The organism is Haloarcula sp. S1AR25-4 (assembly GCF_031624555.1).
Taxonomy (GTDB): Archaea; Halobacteriota; Halobacteria; order Halobacteriales; family Haloarculaceae; genus Haloarcula; species Haloarcula pellucida.
Genome location: NZ_JAMQOR010000001.1, coordinates 1325474 through 1343760, shown reverse-complemented (window position 1 = coordinate 1343760; position 18287 = coordinate 1325474). Strand labels below are relative to the sequence as shown.

21 protein-coding genes are annotated in these 18287 nt (G+C 67.0%); 12 read left to right on the top strand and 9 right to left on the bottom strand.

The window, feature by feature from the left end; all coding sequences use genetic code 11:
* Positions 1-12 precede the first annotated feature (12 nt).
* Complete coding sequence (locus tag NDI85_RS07055) at positions 13-1557, top strand: 2-isopropylmalate synthase (RefSeq protein ID WP_310915347.1); 1545 nt, start codon at positions 13-15, stop codon at positions 1555-1557.
* A 47-nt stretch (positions 1558-1604) separates the two neighbouring features.
* Here NDI85_RS07055 and NDI85_RS07050 read toward each other — a convergent pair whose 3' ends face one another.
* The 4 genes from NDI85_RS07050 to NDI85_RS07035 all read right to left on the bottom strand — a co-directional run bounded on the left by NDI85_RS07050 (position 1605) and on the right by NDI85_RS07035 (position 5647).
* On the bottom strand, positions 1605-1895 hold the full coding sequence (locus tag NDI85_RS07050; protein ID WP_189001312.1) for a HalOD1 output domain-containing protein: 291 nt from the start codon (positions 1893-1895) through the stop codon (positions 1605-1607).
* A 103-nt stretch (positions 1896-1998) separates the two neighbouring features.
* A complete protein-coding gene (locus tag NDI85_RS07045; RefSeq protein WP_189001314.1) occupies positions 1999-4398 on the bottom strand; it encodes a bacterio-opsin activator domain-containing protein in 2400 nt (799 codons plus the stop codon).
* A 103-nt stretch (positions 4399-4501) separates the two neighbouring features.
* Positions 4502-5158, bottom strand: coding sequence for an HAD family hydrolase (locus NDI85_RS07040; RefSeq protein ID WP_310915346.1), 657 nt, complete (start codon positions 5156-5158; stop codon positions 4502-4504).
* A gap of 39 nt (positions 5159-5197) precedes the next feature.
* The gene (locus NDI85_RS07035) at positions 5198-5647 is read right to left on the bottom strand and encodes a bifunctional nuclease family protein (protein ID WP_189001316.1); all 450 of its coding nucleotides are present in this window, start codon (positions 5645-5647) and stop codon (positions 5198-5200) included.
* 76 nt (positions 5648-5723) lie between these two features.
* Between NDI85_RS07035 and NDI85_RS07030 the strand changes: the two genes are divergently transcribed.
* The 3 genes from NDI85_RS07030 to NDI85_RS07020 all read left to right on the top strand — a co-directional run bounded on the left by NDI85_RS07030 (position 5724) and on the right by NDI85_RS07020 (position 6994).
* Positions 5724-6011 (top strand): hypothetical protein, encoded by a 288-nt coding sequence (locus NDI85_RS07030; RefSeq protein ID WP_189001319.1) that lies wholly within the window; start codon positions 5724-5726, stop codon positions 6009-6011.
* 140 nt (positions 6012-6151) lie between these two features.
* Complete coding sequence (locus NDI85_RS07025; protein ID WP_189001321.1) at positions 6152-6622, top strand: hypothetical protein; 471 nt, start codon at positions 6152-6154, stop codon at positions 6620-6622.
* 87 nt (positions 6623-6709) lie between these two features.
* Complete coding sequence (locus tag NDI85_RS07020) at positions 6710-6994, top strand: hypothetical protein (protein WP_189001322.1); 285 nt, start codon at positions 6710-6712, stop codon at positions 6992-6994.
* 151 nt (positions 6995-7145) lie between these two features.
* On the opposite strand, the gene NDI85_RS07015 is transcribed toward NDI85_RS07020, so the two are convergent.
* From NDI85_RS07015 to NDI85_RS07000, 4 genes are all read right to left on the bottom strand, one after another.
* A complete protein-coding gene (locus NDI85_RS07015) occupies positions 7146-7391 on the bottom strand; it encodes a DUF3194 domain-containing protein (protein WP_189001324.1) in 246 nt (81 codons plus the stop codon).
* A gap of 3 nt (positions 7392-7394) precedes the next feature.
* Positions 7395-7769: a prefoldin subunit beta gene (locus NDI85_RS07010; protein WP_189001326.1), complete on the bottom strand. Its 375-nt coding sequence runs from the start codon at positions 7767-7769 to the stop codon at positions 7395-7397.
* A gap of 108 nt (positions 7770-7877) precedes the next feature.
* Positions 7878-8393 carry a hypothetical protein gene (locus NDI85_RS07005; RefSeq protein ID WP_188993424.1) on the bottom strand — a complete coding sequence of 172 codons (516 nt, stop codon included), beginning with the start codon at positions 8391-8393 and terminating at the stop codon, positions 7878-7880.
* Entirely contained in the window at positions 8390-8692 is a 303-nt protein-coding gene (locus tag NDI85_RS07000) for a UPF0175 family protein (RefSeq protein ID WP_166968469.1), read from the bottom strand. Before NDI85_RS07000 ends, NDI85_RS07005 begins: the two co-directional genes overlap by 4 nt.
* A gap of 135 nt (positions 8693-8827) precedes the next feature.
* Here NDI85_RS07000 and NDI85_RS06995 point away from each other — a divergent pair, with 135 nt between their 5' ends.
* The 5 genes from NDI85_RS06995 (at position 8828) to NDI85_RS06975 (ending at position 14880) form a co-directional block, all read left to right on the top strand.
* Positions 8828-9667 (top strand): pantoate kinase, encoded by an 840-nt coding sequence (locus NDI85_RS06995; protein ID WP_310915345.1) that lies wholly within the window; start codon positions 8828-8830, stop codon positions 9665-9667.
* A gap of 48 nt (positions 9668-9715) precedes the next feature.
* A complete protein-coding gene (locus tag NDI85_RS06990; protein WP_188993428.1) occupies positions 9716-10459 on the top strand; it encodes a 4-phosphopantoate--beta-alanine ligase in 744 nt (247 codons plus the stop codon).
* 2 nt (positions 10460-10461) lie between these two features.
* On the top strand, positions 10462-13002 hold the full coding sequence (locus NDI85_RS06985) for an ATP-binding protein (RefSeq protein WP_310915344.1): 2541 nt from the start codon (positions 10462-10464) through the stop codon (positions 13000-13002).
* A gap of 45 nt (positions 13003-13047) precedes the next feature.
* Positions 13048-13836 (top strand): hypothetical protein, encoded by a 789-nt coding sequence (locus NDI85_RS06980; protein ID WP_188993432.1) that lies wholly within the window; start codon positions 13048-13050, stop codon positions 13834-13836.
* A 114-nt stretch (positions 13837-13950) separates the two neighbouring features.
* A complete protein-coding gene (locus tag NDI85_RS06975) occupies positions 13951-14880 on the top strand; it encodes a sulfide-dependent adenosine diphosphate thiazole synthase (protein ID WP_166968481.1) in 930 nt (309 codons plus the stop codon).
* Here the strand turns inward: NDI85_RS06975 and NDI85_RS06970 are convergent.
* Complete coding sequence (locus NDI85_RS06970; RefSeq protein WP_310915343.1) at positions 14877-15635, bottom strand: class I SAM-dependent methyltransferase; 759 nt, start codon at positions 15633-15635, stop codon at positions 14877-14879. The genes NDI85_RS06975 and NDI85_RS06970 overlap by 4 nt on opposite strands.
* Before the next feature lie 191 nt (positions 15636-15826).
* On the opposite strand from NDI85_RS06970, the gene NDI85_RS06965 reads away from it, so the two are divergent.
* From NDI85_RS06965 to NDI85_RS06955, 3 genes are all read left to right on the top strand, one after another.
* Positions 15827-16345 (top strand): HTH domain-containing protein, encoded by a 519-nt coding sequence (locus NDI85_RS06965; RefSeq protein WP_310915342.1) that lies wholly within the window; start codon positions 15827-15829, stop codon positions 16343-16345.
* Between the two features lie 108 nt (positions 16346-16453).
* Positions 16454-17215, top strand: a complete 762-nt coding sequence (locus NDI85_RS06960; RefSeq protein WP_188993439.1) for a DUF7001 family protein — start codon at positions 16454-16456, stop codon at positions 17213-17215.
* 70 nt (positions 17216-17285) lie between these two features.
* Positions 17286-18272, top strand: coding sequence for a patatin-like phospholipase family protein (locus NDI85_RS06955; RefSeq protein WP_188993441.1), 987 nt, complete (start codon positions 17286-17288; stop codon positions 18270-18272).
* Positions 18273-18287 lie beyond the last annotated feature (15 nt).

The window sequence follows — 18287 nt, the reverse complement described above, 5'->3', positions numbered from 1 at the left end:
AGTGAATCTTCTGTGAGCCAGCATACATTGTTCGGGGACCATCCAGCGACGCGTCCCCTCGACGAGGTCGGTGAGGTACAGTTTCTCGATACGACGCTGCGCGACGGCGAACAGGCCCCCGGTGTCTCGCTGACGCCGGACGACAAGGCCGACATCGCGCGCAAACTCGACGCCGCGCGTATCGACGTCATCGAGGCCGGCAGCGCCTGTACCGGGCCGGGCGAGCGCGAGACCATCTCGCGCGTCGCGGAACTCGATCTGGACGCGACGGTGACGAGTTTCTGCCGCGGCATCCGGAACGACATCGACCTCGCTCTGGAGTGTGGGGTCGACGGCGTCAACCTCGTCGTCCCGGCCAGCGACCGCCACATCGAGGACAAGGTCGGCACTTCGAAGGCGGACAACGTCCAGTCGACGGTCGAACTCGTCGAGTACGCCAAAGCGAACGACCTCTGGGTCGAGGTCATCGGCGAGGACGGGTCGCGCGCGGACCTCGACTACCTCGAAGAACTGCTCGGGGCCGCGCTCGATGCGGGCGCCGACCGCATCTGCTGGGCCGACACCGTCGGCCACGCGACGCCGGATCGCGCGCTCGAATGCGTCGCACGGCTCTCCGAGTTGGGCCCGGTCAGCACCCACACGCACGACGACCTCGGACTGGCCGTGACGAACGCGCTGGTCTCCATCGCCGCGGGTGCGGATCTCGTCCACGGGACGATCAACGGCATCGGCGAACGGGCCGGCAACGTCGCCTTAGAGGAGGTCGCCATCGCGCTGGACCACGGCTACGGCGTCGAGACGATGGAGTTGACCGAGGTGTACGACCTCGCCGACCTCATCGCCAACCGAACCGGGATCCCGCTGGCTCCGAACAAGGCCGTCGTCGGGCAGAACGCGTTCACCCACGAGTCGGGCATCCACACCGACGGCACGCTGAAAGACGACGCGATGTACGAGCCGTACCCGCCCGAGAAGGTGGGCCGCGAGCGCCGTCTCGCACTCGGCAAGCACGCCGGCCGCGCCGGTGTGCAGGCCGCACTCGACGAACACGACGTCTCAGTCACCGACGAGCAACTCTCCGAAATCGTCGGCCGTGTCAAGGAGATCGGTGACCGTGGCAAGCGCGTCACCGACGCCGACCTGCTGACCATCGCCGACGAGGTGACCGGACAGGAGCAGGACCGCCGCGTCGAACTGCTCGGGCTGACGGCCGTCTCCGGGTCCGATACGCCGACGGCGAGCGTGCGTCTCTCGGTCGACGGCGAGGAACGCAAGGAGGCCGCCGTCGGCTCTGGTCCCGTCGACGCCGCGATGAACGCCGCCGAGGCGGCGCTCTCTCACACCGCCGACGCGACGCTCGAAGATTACCACGTCGACGCCATCACCGGCGGGACCGACGCGATGGTCACCGTCGAGATAGAGATGTCTCGTGGCGACGACCACGTCGCCGTCTCCGCGAGCGACTCGGACATCACCCGGGCCTCCGTGCGGGCGATGGTCGACGCGATGGATCGCCTCGTGACCGACGAGGACGAGACGCTGGTCGCCGACGACTGAGAGGGTCGCCGCTCGGCGACGTGGAATCGTACAGAAAGGTCGACGGGTTAGGCGGTAACCCCGACTCGTGTCTGCTCGTCCTGCCGTTCGGTTACGAGTACTTTCTGTCCGCGTTCGACTTCGACGCGACACCCCGACATCGAGAACGAGAAGGTGCCGACGAGACTGCCGTCCGAGGAGTCGAACAACTCATCGAGCGCTTCTGGGTCGATACAGTCGTAGAGACACTCGTCTAAGTCCATCGGGTCGATACCCTTCGTGTCGGCGATGCCGTAGACGATCGTCTGACTCAGTGGTTCGGACGGCGACGTAGTGTACACGTGTTGGGTTCCTGTCATCGGTTGCACTCCGCTATCGGCCAATCATCCCGTTGTAAAAAACGCGTTCTGGCTATACAGATTGCCCCCGTCGACGAGACGCACCATACAGATAGCGACCCGATCAGCCGTCGCCGAGCACCAGTTCGAGCAGTTTCCGCTCGCTGACACGTAGGTGGCGATTCACCGTCGGTTGGGTGATGTCGAGCATCGACGCGACTTCCTCGCCGGTCGTCTCACGGGGCCAGTCGAAGAAGCCGCTGAGATACGCCGTCTGCAGCACCTCCAGTTGGCGGTCGGTGAGTTTCTCTTCGAGGGCGGCGCGGATACTGCCGTGGTTCGGCCGGCGCGTCGTCTTCTCGCGTCTGGCGTTCAACGTGACGTCGGCGTACCGACTCTCCAGTTGCTCGACGAACGTCCGCACGTCCACCTCGGAGGCGAGGTGGACGACGACGTCGACGCGGTCGGACCGGGCTTCGAGGCCACCGAGTCGTGCCCCCTGGTCGGTGACCGCTCGAACGACCGTATCGCCCTCGACGACTACCTCGTACAGGCCCTCGGAGACCGACGACACCGAGTTGACTCGCCGTATCTCGGCTATCGTCTCCGCGACCGTGGTTTGCTCGACGTCGGGGACGCTGACGAACAGTCGCGTGGTGTCGGCCTCGCCGGGGACCACGCCTTCGCACGTGATCGGTTGGTCGAGTCGCCGAGCCAACTGCGTGGTGAACGGTTTCGGAGCGGGGACCGAGAGGGCGAGTTCGACGACGTCGTCGCCGAGGTGTCGCTGGCGGGACGCTATCTCTCGCATCGCGTTCGCGATACTCTCGCCGAGTTCGACGAACACTGACTCCAGCATCTCGCCGAAGTGTTCGGTCCGGTCGGCGTAGACGGTCAACACGCCATAGAGGAAATCGTCGTACGCGAGCGGGACGCTGATTGCCGAGCGGAAGTCACGGGAGATAGCTTCGGTCCGCCAGTGTTCCCGTCGCAGGTCGTCGGTGATACACGGGACGAGTGTCGGCGTCCCCGTCCGTGCGGTCTGGACGGCGGGCGGTCCGCCGTCGCTGGCGGCCGACTGCGTGACGGCATCGAGATAGCTGGACGACCGACCGGCCCACGCGCGTGGCTCGACGCCCGCCTCGGTCGACCGGCCGACCCACGCGAACGAGAACCACTGTGACGACGCGAGTTCGTCACAGACGGCCTGCTCGATGGCCTCGCAGGTGTCGGCCTCGACGAGGGCGCGGTCGACCCGACGGATGATGGCGTTGACCTCCTTCAACTGTCTGAGCTCTTCGTTCTGTTGACGGCGCTCTTCCTCACGCTCTCGCAGTGCCATCTCGCGGTCGACGCGGGCGAGTGCGGCCTCGGCGCTGCTCGCGAGCAAGTCCACGAGTTCACGCGTCCGTTCGTCGAGTCCGTCGCTGGGCGTCTGCGCGTAGAACACGCCGTGGTCAGTGAGCGAACGGTAGATAGCGCCCGTCCCCAGCGTCACCCCCTCGTCGTCGACGAAGACGTCCCAGACGAGGCCGCCGTCCGGACCGATAGGGGACAGGTCGGTTTCGTCGACGGTCGCGTCCGGGCCGACAGCGGTCGGCCGGAGGTGGTTCTCGCTCCGGTCGAACAGGTAGACGGTCGCCCCCGAGAGGTCCAGTACGTCCGCTGCCGTCTCCGTGATGACCGTCGCCACGTCGTCTTTCGTCTCGGCTCGGAGGAGTTGCCGCGTGGTGTCGTGAAGCGCCGCGAGCATACGAGCGAACTGCTGGCGGTCGGAGACGTCTCTGACGACGCCCACCTGTCGGTAGTGGTCGTCGTCGATGCTGTACGCCGAGAACCGCGTCTCGACGGGGACGGTCCCAGTATCGGCCGTCTGGAGTTCCGTCGTCATGGTCGCTACGTCCCGGTCGCCGTCTCTGAGCTGTCGACTCAGCGTCGCCGCCCGGTCGATGGCCGATTCGTCGGCGAGCAACGACGCGTCCGATCCGACCATCGTCTCCCGGTCGTAGCCGGTAATCGACGACATCGCGTCGTTGACGGTCCGGATAGTGGCGGTATCGTCGAGTGTGTAGACCCCGTCCTCGATGGTCTCGACGATGCGTTCGTACGCTTCGAGCGTTCGCTCGCGGTCCTGTCGCTCGGTCACGTCGTGGCCGATACCGAGATACACCGTCTCGCCCTCTGACTCGTGGCGCTCGAACGCGAGGTCGACCCAGCGGTCGTCTTCGACTGTCTGACAGCAGGTCGTGACGTACTCGCCGGTCTGGGCGCAGTTGGCCTCGATGCGGCCGCGGGTCGCCGCCGGGAACAGGTCCGGGAGCGAGCGACTGAGGACAGTCTCGGCCGGGGTTTCGACGAGCGTATAGAGGTGGTCGTTCGCAGCGAGCACGCGCAGCTCCGTATCGACGACGACGGCTGGTTCGGGGAGCCGAGTGACGAGCGAATCGAGAAACGCGCGCGGTGTCTGTGACGTCTGGGCCGCGGTGGCCCTGTCTCCCGATGAATCGCTGACCGACTTTTCCATGCACGGCCGTCCGTGCCTGTCGTTGGAAAGTGTGATTTCGGGCTCTACGTCAGCTACACCACGATGGTCCTCAGGTAGTTACCAACCCTGACGCTCCCGGCACTCACTCCGCAATGCTCACGACGTCGTCTAACCCCCACACCTCGTAGTCGGGCGCCACCGAGAGGTCGGTGTCCACGCGGTGCGGGCGGCGGATGAACGCCGAGTCGATGCCCGCGGCGTGGGCGGCCCGAACGTCGGACTCGTTGTCACCGACGAACAGCGCCTCCGAGACGCCGAGGTCGGCGAGTGCCCGTTCGACGTAGTACGGACGTGGCTTCTTGCGTTCGAGACTCTGTACCGTCGGGTCGCGTGCGTGGACCGTCTCGAAGTGCGGGGCCAGTCCGAAGTGGTCGAAGGCGAACTCCACCGTCGCCGTCTGGTTCGAGGAGACGACGCCCAGCGGCGTGTCGAAGGCGTCGAGTGCGTCGATGTCGTCGTACGGGCGCTTCTCGCCGGCGGTCATCTCGGCACGCTGGGCCTCGGAGATGGCGCCGTCGCGTGCCGCCCAGAACGCCTCGGGGTCGAGGTCGTACTCCGCACAGACCGCTTCCAGTCGGTCCACCGTCACGCCGATGCTCATCGCCTCGACGTGGTCCGGGTGCGGGTTGGTGACCCCGACGCGCGCGAACGCCTCGCGCGTCCCGTCGCGGTGAGCGTCCATGCTGGTCAGCGTCAGCAGGACGCCGTCGTTGTCGAAGATGACTGCCTCGTAGCCCATACCCGAGCGAAAGCGCTCGCTCGCCGAGTACCTTTCCACTCAGCGACCGAACTCGTCCCCGGTGTCGAACTCCTCGGGTGAGCGTCCGGCGGCGTCGACCACCTCGTCGGAGACGACCAGCGGACAGTCCACGCGCAACGAGATTGCGATGCCGTCGGAGGGACGCGCGTCGAACACCATCTCTTTGCGGCGGTCGTCGAGGTACTGCTCGGTGTCTATCTTCGCGTAGAAGGTGCCGTCGGTAAGGTCGTCGATACGGACACGGTCGATGGCGCTGCCGAACTCCGCGACCATCTCGACCAGCAAGTCGTGGGTGAGCGGTCGCTCGAACGGTTCCCCGTCGATGGCCAGTTGCATCGACTGGGCCTGATCGGAACTGACGAAAATCGGGACGATCTCCCCGCGGGCGCGGAGCAACACGACCGGCGTTCCCGCCCCCTCTTCGCTGACGCCGACACCGACCCCTTCGACCGTGGCCTCGTGTTCCATACGGTACAGTTTGGCGGGTAGGTATGAAAAGCTAGCCCGCGGTCGGTTTTACGGAGGGCGGGCCCCAACGACGTCCGTGGCCGAGGACACCTACCGTGTCGTCGTGAAGCCGTCCGCACGTCGGGTGAGCGCCCGCGCCGGTCGCTGGGTCAACCGTGAGGGACCAGTCCGGACCTTCGACTCGAAGCCGCTGGCCCGCGAGTGGGCACGGGCCTGTCGGGGCGCGACGGCCGCCGTGTGGCTACAGGACGCCCCGCCGTGGGCGGCCGACGACGCCGACGGCTACCTCGTCGGCCGGACCCGCACCGTCGCGCGCGCCGACACGCCGGGCCGCCAGCACACGCTACCGGAGACAGAGGAGTGACGCCACCCGCTAATCCCGTTTAATCCGGATTAAAACGGGACGTAGAACGGCTAAAACGGACTAAATCGAGTTCATCCGGGTTCTCTGCTTTCCCCCTTCAAGTACAGTCGGTCCACAGGGTCGGGTGGAGTCAACGAACGATGAAACTCACAACGATTGCCGGCGCGCTGCTGGCCGTCCTCGTCGTCACGGGGTCGGCGGCGGCGCTGCCCGCGGCGGCAGGCGCACAGGCTTCGGACAACGCGGACGGCGCACAGGCAGACGAGTACGCGAACGAGAACGCCACGGACGCCGATGACCACGCTGCCGACAGCGAGGCGATGGCCGAGTCGAACGAGTCCGACTCTGACGCCGAGGCAGCGAACGCCAGCGCCGAGCGTCAGGGCCCGCCCGCTGACGTCGGCCCGGACGGCGAACGCGGCCCGCCCGCGGACCTCCCCGAACAGGTCCCCGACTTCGTCAGCGAGATTCACTCGCTGGTCCAGCAGCACATCGCTGGCGACCTCGACGGTGACCTCGGTTCGCAGGTCAGCGACGTGACCCCCGACGACGGGGACGACAGCGACGAGGAGACGACCGAGACCGAGACGAGCACCGACAGCGAGCAGTAACCCGGCTGATTCTTCGCCCGTTCCGCTCACGCGACCCACGTAGCGACCAAGCGCGGTGTTTTTGCTCGTCCGTCACTCAGTGCCGGTATGGACGACTCCGTCCACGCGGAGACGGCCGAACGGACCACAGAGGACCTGCTATCGGCCGACGATGACGACAAAAGCGGGGGTTCAGAGACGGGCGGCGTCGACCGCTGGCAGGCCACGAAGTACGTCGCCCCGTTCGTGGCTATCGGTCTGTTCGACCTCGTGTTGTTGCTCGGATGGGGACTGGACCCGCTGTGGGGCTTTATGATTCTGCCCCCCATCCTGTTCGTCAGCGTCCTCGGGTGGATCGCGTTCCGGACCGGGTTCGCGAGCGACCGGACCTGAGCGCACGAGCGGACGCTGTGGCATCTTGTTCTCATCGCCCCGGTTACGTTCTCGGTACTGGTCGCTATCGTGAGTCGATGAGACGTGTCAGTGTCGCCACTGACTGAGTGAGTGTCGCCACACACCGAATCGGTGTGTGAGAGACGACCTGTCAGTTCTCGTCGTCGGCGAACAGGTCGTCGACGGCCGATCGAGCGGCCAGCGCGGCGTCGTCGGCGACCCGTTTCTCGTCGGCGCGACTCTCCGGTGCGTTGACGTAGACGTCGACTTCGAGTACGTCGTCCTCGAAGGTGACGGTCACGTCGACGTCCTCGACATCGCTCGCGTCGAACCGCGAAAAGACGACGTTTTCGGCCGCGTCAGCGGCCACCTCGACGACCTCGTCGTCGGTCGGCATGACTTACGCGCCAGCGCCGGGGCCGCCGGCCGGCCCGCCGCCGAGCATCTGCTGGAGTTCGCCCTGCAGGTCCTCGAACTGCTCTTGGACGCGCTCTTCCTGCTTTTCGAGGGTCTCGACGCGGACTTCGAGGCTGGAGACCTTCTCTTCGAGGTCGTCCTGTGCTTCGTCGAAGCCTGTCTTCACGAGAAGTTCGCCGACTTCGCGGTACATCGTCGTGTCCTCGTCGACGTCTTCGAGTTCGTCCAGCGCGGTGCGGGACTCCTGAAGGTTCGTCTCGGCTTGCTGTTTCTGGGCAGCGACCTGCTGTGCGGTCTCCTGCAGATCCTGCAGTTCCTCGAGCTTCTCCTGTGCTTCAGGCGGAAGATTACCCTGCATACTCCGAGGGTCGGGGCCCGGAGTGTTAAACCCACGCTTTCGCGACTATCGGCGAACCCGCGTGGTCGCCCGACTGCGCGGGGGTGGGCGGTTCCGCCGGTCGCGGCACTACTCTGCCACCTCGCCGACCGCCCGCTCTCGCAACTCGCCCGTGAGGTGCATCCCGTGCTGGTCGATGCGCCGGACGATGCGTTTTGCCTGTGTCGGACTGAGATACTTGTCCTCGATGGCCGCGCGGACGACGACGCCGAAACTGCTCGTCACCTCGGCGCCGAGTCCCTGTGCGGTCCGGCGGACGGTGCGGTCCTCGGAGACGACTGCGACGGCCGAGCGGTCGGACTGGTCGCGGTGTGCGAGGACGCCGGCCAGAACGGTGACGGCAGCACCGATGTCCTTCTCGCCAAGCACCGAACGGGCCCGCTCTATCTGGCCCTCGTCGACGGTCGTCTCCACGTCGCCCCCCGCCAGAAACTCCGAGAGGTTGGTGGCGGTCGGTTCGACCGGCACCGCCTCGACGACTGGGTCGGGGATGACCACGTCGCCGTCGAACGCCTCCAACAGCGACAGTTCGCCCACCTGTCCGAGGCTGTAGACGGCGGTCGGGCCGAGGTAGATACGGGTCATAGCTCCGCGGCGGTGTCGGCGTCGAGTTCGAGGTCCGACAGTTGCAGTTGCGTGGTCAGATTGCGCTCGCGGGCCACGTCTAGCCACTCGGCGATGGAGAGGTCCGCGATCTGGGCGGCCTCCGCCGCCGAGATGTCGCCCGATTGGTACTGCTCGACGGCCACGCGGATGCGCAGCGTCTCCAGTCCCTCGCGAAGCGCCTTGCGGATCGTCGTCGAGCGGTCCTCGGAGAGCAACTCTGCCACGTCGTCGAGTTCGGCCTTCTCCTCGCTGGGAAGCCGAGCGCTAATCGTTGGCATTGTTTACACGGTGGTCTCAGGTAAACGCACATCAAGGTAGGGGTCGGGGAACCGAGTGTTGGCTGGATGACTATTCTGGCCGACGACGAGTCGAACCGCCAACCGTTAAGCGGGCCGGTCCCCGATGAGTGGGCAATGAGCGACGACGCACGGGCGTTCGTCCCGGGCCACGTGACCGGATTTTTCACGGTCGACCGGGCGGACGATCCGACGAAGACGGGGTCTCGGGGTGGCGGGATCGCACTCTCCGACGGCGTCTCGGTGACAGTCGAACCGGCCGCCGAGACGACCGTCGAACTCGACGGCGAGCGCGTCGAGATGGACGCTGTCGAGCGAGTACTGGCGGCGCTCCGCGCCTCGGCACGCGTCACCGCCGAGACGCCCCTTCCGCTCGGTGCCGGGTTCGGGGTCTCCGGCGCGATGGCGCTGGGGACGGCGCTGGCGGCCAACGCCGCCTTCGACCGCCACCTCTCGTACAACGAACTGGTGACGATCGCCCACGGCGCCGAAGTGCAGGCCGGGACCGGACTGGGCGACGTCGTCGGGCAGGCCCGTGGCGGGGTGCCGCTTCGACTCGAACCCGGCGGGCCACAGCACAACTACGTCGACGCGATTCCCGCACGCGCCCGCGTAGAGTACCACACGTTGGGCGAACTGTCGACGGCCGACGTGGTCGGCGGCGACACCGAGACGCTGACCCGGGCCGGCGAACGAGCGCTCTCGATGGTCGTCGAAGACCCGACGCTCGACACCGTCACTCGCGCGTCACGGCAGTTCTCCCGTGAAGCCGAGTTGCTGACCGAGGCGGTACAGGCAGTCATCCGGGACGTGACCGAGGCCGGCGGCGACGCGGCGATGGCGATGCTGGGCGAGACGGTCTTCTCGTTCGGCACGGGGCTGACCGACGCGGGCTACGACGCGAGCGTCTGTGAGGTGTACCCACCGGGCGCGACCGTCGAGAACGGGCCGTCGTAGCGGCCCGCGACCGACGACTTTTCGACGGTCGGCGTCGGAGTGGAATATATGAGCGACGAGGTCGAGGTACCCGAGAGCCATCCCCGCTACGAGTCGTTGCTGACGCGCCACCGCATCGAGGCGGGCGTGGACCGCGGAATCACCTCCAGACAGGGACTCATCGCGCAGGGCCGCGGCGAGGCCTACGACTATCTGCTGGGCGAACGGACCATCGAGAGCGCTGATCGGGCCGAGCGAGCGGCGGCCGCCTACATCCTGCAGGCCGACCACGCCGTCGTCTCGGTGAACGGCAACGCCGCCGCCCTCGTCCCCGGCGAACTCGTCGAACTGGCCGAGGCGACCGGCGCTGACCTCGAAGTGAACCTGTTCAACCGCACGGAAGAGCGGATTCACGCCATCGCGGAGTACCTCCGCGAACACGGCGCCGAGGCGGTGCTGGGACTCGAAGCCGACGGCCGCATCCCGGGCCTCGACCACGAACGTGCGAAGGTCGACGCCGACGGCATCGGCGACGCCGACGTGGTGCTGGTCCCCCTCGAAGACGGCGACCGGGCGGAGGCGCTGGGCGAGATGGGCAAGACGGAACTCGTCGTCGACCTCAACCCGCTCAGCCGGTCGGCGCAGGTCGCGACGGTCCCCATCATCGACAACATCGTCCGGGCGATTCCGAACGTGACAGCCCACGCGCGCGAACTGGCCGACGACCCCGAGGCACAGCGAGACGCTATCGAGGCGTTCGACGCCGACGAGGCGCTTTCGGCGGCCGAACGGGCGATTCGCGACGGTGAGTGACGATGGGACTGCGACCGTACATCTATGCGGACCGGCGCCTCCCGGACGCCGAGACGGTTCGGGAGACGCTCGCAGAGCGAACGCTGACGAAGTTCGGCGACGACGAGCAGTTGGCCCGCCTCCACCGCGTGTTCTACCCAGTCTTCCGCGTCTCCTATGCCTACGAGACCGGGGAGGGCAAACTGTTCGGGACCGAGCGACAGGCGGCGACGGCACTGCTCGACGGGCTCTGGGCGGACAACGACGACGCGCTGGCCCGGTACGCCGACGGGACGAACAGTCCGGTGCGTCGGGCGACCAGCGACTACGATTTCGGCCTCGACGACCCGGGCCTCGGTCGATCCGTCCTCTTCCGGTTTCAGGTGCCGACCGGCGACGCCGAGTCGCTGCTTCCCCGCCGCGTCGAGGAGTACCGCCAACAGTGTGGTGGCACCGCGAACGTCTTCTTGCGGAAGCTCCGGGAGTCCTACGGGTTGCCCGGCGACTTCGACCCCGCCGGGTTCGAGGGCGTGACTGACGTCGAGCGCGTGTATCTCCCGTTCTGGCTGGCGGAGTTTCACTCCCCTCACTCCGAGGACGCCGCGATGGTGACGTTCCGCGACCCAGATGCGCCAGAGCGGGAGATGCGAACGCACGGGTGGCTCGCGGCGTTCGTCAGCGAACGACCTCGCCGCCTCGCGACCTACGGCTACGAAGTCGACCCGGACCGCCTCGAACGGAACATCCGCGAGCGAATCGGGACGAGCGAGGAGGACGACCCGGACGAGACCGACGGGACCGACACACCGCCCCGGCCGTCGGGGGCCGGCGGTGCGCCGACGGTGACCCGCGAGGGCTCAGACGACGACGGCGTCGTCCAACCCGACGGCGTGGATATGTCCGCCGAGAGACTGGTCGACCCGAATCCCGACCGGAGTTTCGCGGACGTAGGGGGGATGAGCGACCTGCTCTCGACGCTCAACCACAAGGTCGTCCGTCCGCTCGAAGACCCGGAGACGTTCGAGGAGTACGGTATCGGCGTCGTCAATGGCGTCCTCTTACACGGACCGCCGGGATGCGGGAAGACGCACGTCGCCGGTGCGCTGGCCGGCGAAGTCGGCCACTCGTTCGTGGAGGTATCGCCGGCCGACGTAACGAGCAAGTACATGGGCGAACCCGCAAAGAACGTCGAGGAACTGTTCACCGTCGCCAGAGCGAACGCCCCCTGCATCCTCTTCATCGACGAAATAGACGGTATCGCCGGCTCTCGCGACGGCGACAGCGACATGAACGCCAGCGAGCAGCAACTCGTCAACCAACTGCTGACCGAACTGGAGGGCATCGCGGCCGACGACGTGGTGGTCGTCGGCGCGACGAACCTCGTCGAGGACGTCGACGGCGCTATCCGGCGCTCGGGTCGGTTCGACGAGCGAGTGGAGGTGCCGCCGCCGGACGCCGAGGCCCGCCGCGAGATACTCCGTCTCCACCTCGCCGGCCGCCCTATCGCCGAGGATCTCGCCCTCGACTCGGTGGTCGAGGAGACGGCCGGCTACGCGGCCAGCGACCTCGAACTGCTCGCGGAGAACGCCGCTCGGGCGGCGCTCCGCGCCGACGAACCCATCGGGACGCCCCATCTGGCGTCGGCCGCCGCCGAGACCGAGACGAGCATCCCCGACTGGGTCGACCCGGCGGACGTGGCCGAGGGCGGCGTCGTCCAACCCGACGGCGTCGACCTGCAGGCGACGAATCTGGTCGACCCGGACCCGGACCGGGACTTCTCGGCGGTCGGTGGGATGGCCGATCTGAAGGCGCGTCTCGAAGAGACGGTGCTAGACCCCATCGAGAACAGCGACGCCTACGCCGAGTACGACATCGACGTGCTCTCTGGGCTGTTGCTCTATGGCCCGCCGGGGTGTGGCAAGACCCACCTCGCCGGGGCGCTCGCGGGCGAACTCGGTCACTCGTTCGTCGAGGTGTCGCCGGCCGACGTGACGAGCAAGTGGATGGGCGAACCGGCCCGCAACGTCGCCCAACTGTTCGACATCGCGCGGGCGAACGCGCCCTGCGTCCTGTTCATCGACGAGATAGACGGCATCGCCAGTTCCCGGCGGGGGTCGATGAACACGAGCGAGCAGCAACTCGTCAATCAACTGCTGACCGAACTGGAGGGCGCTGCGGCCGACGACGTGGTGGTCGTCGGCGCGACGAACTTCGTCGAGGACGTCGACGGGGCGTTGCGCCGCTCCGGTCGGTTCGACGAGCGAGTGGAGGTGCCGCCGCCGGACGCCGAGGCCCGCCGCGAGATTATCGACGTCCACCTCCGGACCCGACCGGTGGCCGAGGACGTCGACTGGGACGCCGTCGTCGAACCCACCGAGGGCTACGCGGCCAGCGACCTCGAACTGCTGGCCGAAGACGCCGCTCGGCACGCGTTCCGAGACGACTCCCACATCGCACAGACTCACCTCGAAACCGCCGTCTGGGAGACTCGGTCGAGCATCGCCGACTGGGACGGCCGCGACCGGTACGCCGACGACGAGGACACGGCAGCGCTGAACCTGTAGCCTTGGGGGGTGACTTCTTGCCGGTTCGGCCCCTCTCTCCGAACGATGCCCGTGTATCCCTCGGTCCGTGACCACGGCGTCTCGCTGTGCGAACGGGCCGGTTACGACGTGACGGTGCGTGAGGACCTGCGGGGACCGCCAGCGCTGGCCGAACCCGAGGACGCCGCGGTCGGCCTCGTCGACGCGGAGATCCCGCGCCCCGTCGCCATCGAACCGCTCACCGAGGCCGACGTGGGGCCGTCCGGACTCGTCCCGCGTTTCGCCGACGCGCTTCGGGAGGGCCGTGACTGCCTGTTCGTCGTCCCCTCGACGGCGGCGACCGGAACGACGCTCACGCAGGTCGTCGCGACGGTGCTTGGCGACCCGGCGTGCGTGGCCGTCGACGAGCCCGACGGCAGACACTTCTACAAGGGCCCCGACCGCGTGCCGCTGTCGGACGGGAGCTACGCCTGTGCCCGCGCACCGGCGGCGGACCTCCAGTGGCGTGAAGTCCGAGTCGACGAGGGACGGCCGCGACTGGAACTGAGCGTCGGCACCGAGGTCGTCGCCGTCTTCGAACACGTCGACGCCCTCGGTGACGCGGGACGGCACGCCTTCCAGTACGCCTACCGCCGGGCCGACGACGGCCGGTTCGAGGTGACTGCCGGTGGCGAAGTCGTCGAGCGGTTCCCCGGGCCGACGGCGATGCGTCGCGGCGGGTACGCCCCGGTGCCGATGCCCATCGTCCCCGAACACCTGTTCCCCGCCGACGCCGACCGGTCGCGCTGGGCCGTCTGCCAACCCGACGGCGGGGAGGACGTGCTCACCGCGGCCGGTCTGCACGCGTGGGTCTGAACGCCGGCCCGAGCGGCGCCTAGTCGCCCAATTTCTGTCCGTCTGTGTCTCCCGAGCCACGGCACTGCCCACACCACAACACCTATTTACCACAGCAAGATATCACTAGGTGGTATGAGCGATTTCGACAAGTTCAGCGACGTCGGCGAGGCGGAAGTGACACGGGCCATCGGGCAGGAGTGGACCGAGGAGTTCATGGACTTCTCGGACTCGGACGTCATCATCGTCGGTGGCGGTCCCTCCGGGCTGATGGCCGCGAAGGAACTCTCAGAGCGCGGGGTCCAGACGATGGTCGTCGAGAAGAACAACTATCTGGGCGGCGGGTTCTGGCTCGGCGGCTTCCTGATGAACAAGGTCACGGTGCGTGACCCCGCTCAGAACGTCCTCGACGAACTCGACGTGGACTACAAGCGCTCACAGGACAGCGAGGGGCTGTACATCGCCAACGGGCCGGAAGCCTGTTCCGGCCTCATCAAGGCCGCCTGCGACGCGGGCGCGAAGATGCAGAACATGACCGAGTTTACGGACATCGTCATCCGGGAGGACCACCGCGTCGGCGGCATCGTGATGAACTGGACGCCGGTCCACGCCCTGCCGCGCGAGATCACGTGTGTCGACCCCATCGCCGTCGAGGCGGACCTCGTCATCGACGCGACGGGCCACGACGCGATGGCGATCAAGAAACTCGACGAGCGTGGCGTGCTGAACGCGCCGGGCATCGAGGACGCGAAGTCGAACTCGGGGATGGACCAGACCAGCGACGACACCTACGGCGCCCCCGGCCACGACTCGCCGGGTCACGACTCGATGTGGGTCGGCGAGAGCGAGGACGCCGTCGTCGAACACACCGGTCTGGCCCACGACGGCCTCGTCGTCACGGGGATGGCCACCGCGACCACCTACGGCCTCCCGCGCATGGGTCCGACGTTCGGTGCCATGCTCGTCTCCGGCAAGCGTGCCGCACAGGTCGCACTCGACGAACTCGACGTCGACGCCGAACCCGTCGACGTCACTAGCCGCGACGCCGCCACCGCCGACGACTAACGGGCTTCTCTCGGGACGCCCGTCCGAGCGTTCTCCCGTTTTCGTTCACTCCCGCCGTAGCCGTCGGTGTCTCCGACGACCACCATCTCCGTCGCGCCCGGTTGGAACTCGTAGTCGACGGGTTCGAGACGGACCGAGAGGCCGGCGTCTCGGAGCGTGTCGACGACTGGAGACAGGGACTTGGAACGCTCCCCGTCCAGCGAATGCAACGGGAACACCCGAACGTCCTCGCGGGCGATGCGGGCCAGTTCCAGTAGCGCTTCGACGTGAAACCGCTCGCTCAGTCGGTCGTCGTAGAGGAACAGGAGACTCCCCGAGAGTACGCGGTCCACGCTGTCCGTCGCGAACGGGAGGCGGGGCAGGGCCGCCCTGACGTAGCGACCGGGGTGGCGCGCGTAGTCGGCGAGGAACCGCTGGGCGGCGGCGCGCAGGTACCGTCCACGGGTCGCCACGTCGCCGTACTCGTCCCAGACGAACAGGTCGCGCTTCTCGTGTAACTGGGCCACCGTCCGTTCGACGGCGTCGGCACACACCGTCGCTAACTCCCCGACCGGCCGTCCGTACATCGGATCGACGGCGAGGGTCCGGTCGGCACGCTGTGCCGCGATAGCCGTGAACGACCCCGGTCCGCCGGGGCAGTCGAGAATCGTCGTTCCGGCGAGCGCCGTCGGCGCCAGTCCGAACATCCGTGTGTACTCCTCGAACGTCCGTCCGATGAACCGGAACTGCTCGCCGACGTCGAACTGTCTGCCCATGGTGATGTACACTTCTGAACATCGATGTATAAAACTATCCATTAAAAGGGATTGGCTATACAGGCAGAATAATGCCGCTTCGATGGCTGTATGTGAATATCCTGGCTCGCTATTGACCATATACGGTAGTATTTCGCCAACAAGAACCATTATGTAGTATTTGTACTAAGTGTGTTAGTAATTACCTCTCAATGCCAACCGAATTGAAACAGCTGAACGAAACGGCACCCGACACGGGTGGGACGAACCGCCTCACGGTCGACCTCTGGACGCGACGGCCCGTGTGCGGACCGCGGGTAACTGTCATCGACCGGTTGAGTAGTCTTCGGGCCGCGGGAACGCTGGCCGACTTCTCGGTGGCGACGTGGCCAGACGAGATCGTGATCTCGGACCGGAACCGACACAGCGAGTTGCTGGGGACCATCGAGGAGTTCGAAGCGTGGGCGGCCGACAACGGTGTGAGCCTCCGGCCGCCGTTCGAAACGCGGACGGCGTCGCTGCTGGTCGGCAGGAGCAAAGAGGTCCTGACGACGCCGATGCTGCTCGCCAGCCTGTACGACGGCGACGACGTCGTCGGCGTCTATCCCTGTACTGATGGCGAGCACAATTGGACTGTCCCGGAGTTCCTCGACGCCCTCGAAGCCGAGGGAACGGTGTCCGGTGTCGGTAAAGCGGTGGCGTTGCCGATGACCGACCCCGAGTCGACGTGAGACGGTGGCTCGGGCACCCTCGACTGCTGCCGACGTCTCGACCCCCGGACCCGAACGTGTTTCTGCCCGGTCCACAACCTGTATTACTCGACAGTACCACGGGGTAATATGGTCGAACAGGTCACACTCTATCGCGCTCCGACGGCTGCGGCCGACGCCGACGCTATCGCCGACTGGGTCGCCGGTCGCGTCGACGCCGAGGTGGACGTTCGCGACCGGTTCCTCTCACAGTACGCCGACGACGACCTCCCCGAAGAGCTGGCGGACGGACGCGTACTGGACCCGTACGACCGGGAGACGGGCAACACGATGCTCGGTATCGTCCGCTACGAGGAACGTGCCATCGAGAACCCGGAACGGGCCGGCGGCGTCATCTACGACGGACTCGAACTCCAGCGGCTGTTACATCGACGGCTCCCCGATGCCGCCCGGTCTCTCGACCACCTCCACGTCGTCCTGCTGGACCGGGTGGTCGGGACGTGGGGCGACCACGACGGACGCTGGCACAAGCGGGTGAACGTTCTCGGCCACCCGGCTATCGTCTCGGTACCGGGGCTGTACGAGGCTCCCGCGAAACCCGAACAGTACTACAAGGAACAGCAGAAACACGCGTTGCTCACCGGCGACTCGCCGCCACGCGAGGTACTGGAAAACGAAGTCGAGGGCGACTTTCTGGTCGAGGACGACCCCCGGACGACCGATGCCCTGAAGGGGTACGTCCTGCAGGCGTATCACTACCTCGAGACGGGCGAGGCGTTCTGTGACGAGGCGTCCTGTCGCCTGCACAACCCACACCGGCAACCCGGCGTCGTCGAGGCCCAACTACGCGCGCCCGACTTCTGTCCGCGCCACGCCGAGCGCTACCGGTAGGGAACTCCCCGTCGCCCCCTGTCATTCATCCTACCGTTTTACGTACCGAGCGCGTCACTGACCGACTGAGATGACCGAAGAGACAGACGACGTGACGACGGTCGCACTGGCCTGTCAAGGGGGTGGGGCACACAGTGCGTTCTGTGCCGGGGCCCTCCAACGACTGCTTACCGATCTCCCCGACGGCTACGAGATACTCGGATTCAGTGGCACGTCGGGCGGTGCACTGTCTGCGACGACTGCGTGGTTCGGCTACGTCGACGAGGGTCCGGACCGGGCCGCCGAACTGCTCGATACGCTGTGGGCCGACATCGCGGCGTCGACACCCGTCGACTGGGCGATAAACAGCGCGGCCCGATGGGCGGTCGCGCTCGACGAGAGCGGCGTCCCGATGCCGGAGACGAGTCCGTACGCCACCCCCGCGACGGACCTCGCCCAGCGTGACCTCCGTCGGTCGATAGAGCGGGTCGTCGACTTCGAACGGGTGCCGTCACTCGCTGACGGCGAGAGCCCTCGCTTGCTCGTAAGCGCCGTCGACGTCACGACGGGCGAGTTCAGCGTCTTCAGTGGCGGCGACGTGACCGCCGACGCCCTGCTCGCGTCGGCCGCGGTCCCGAGCCTGTTCGAGGCCGTCGAGGTCGACGGGCGGCCCCACTGGGACGGCATGTTCGCCCAGAACCCGCCGGTCAAGAACTTCCTCTCTGACGTCGAGGCCGCCGAAGAGAAACCCGACGAAATCTGGGTCCTCCGGGTAACCGCCGCGGGACGCGAGGACGTTCCGACGTCACTCGCCGCTATCGCGGACCGCCGGTCGGAGCTCTCGGGGAACCGCTCGCTTCGACAGGAACTCGCGTTCGTCGAGCGCGTCAACGAGTGGCTGGACGAGGGCGCGTTGGACGACGACCGCTACAAACGCGTCGTCGTCGAGCAACTCCGTCTCGACGAGGAACTCTCGTACTCCTCCCGGTTCGACCGGTCGCCGACGTTCATCGAAGACCTGTTCGAGGCTGGTCGGGCGGAGGCGAGTGCGCTCCTCGACGCGAAAGCCGGACAGTGAGTCACGGCGAGAGCC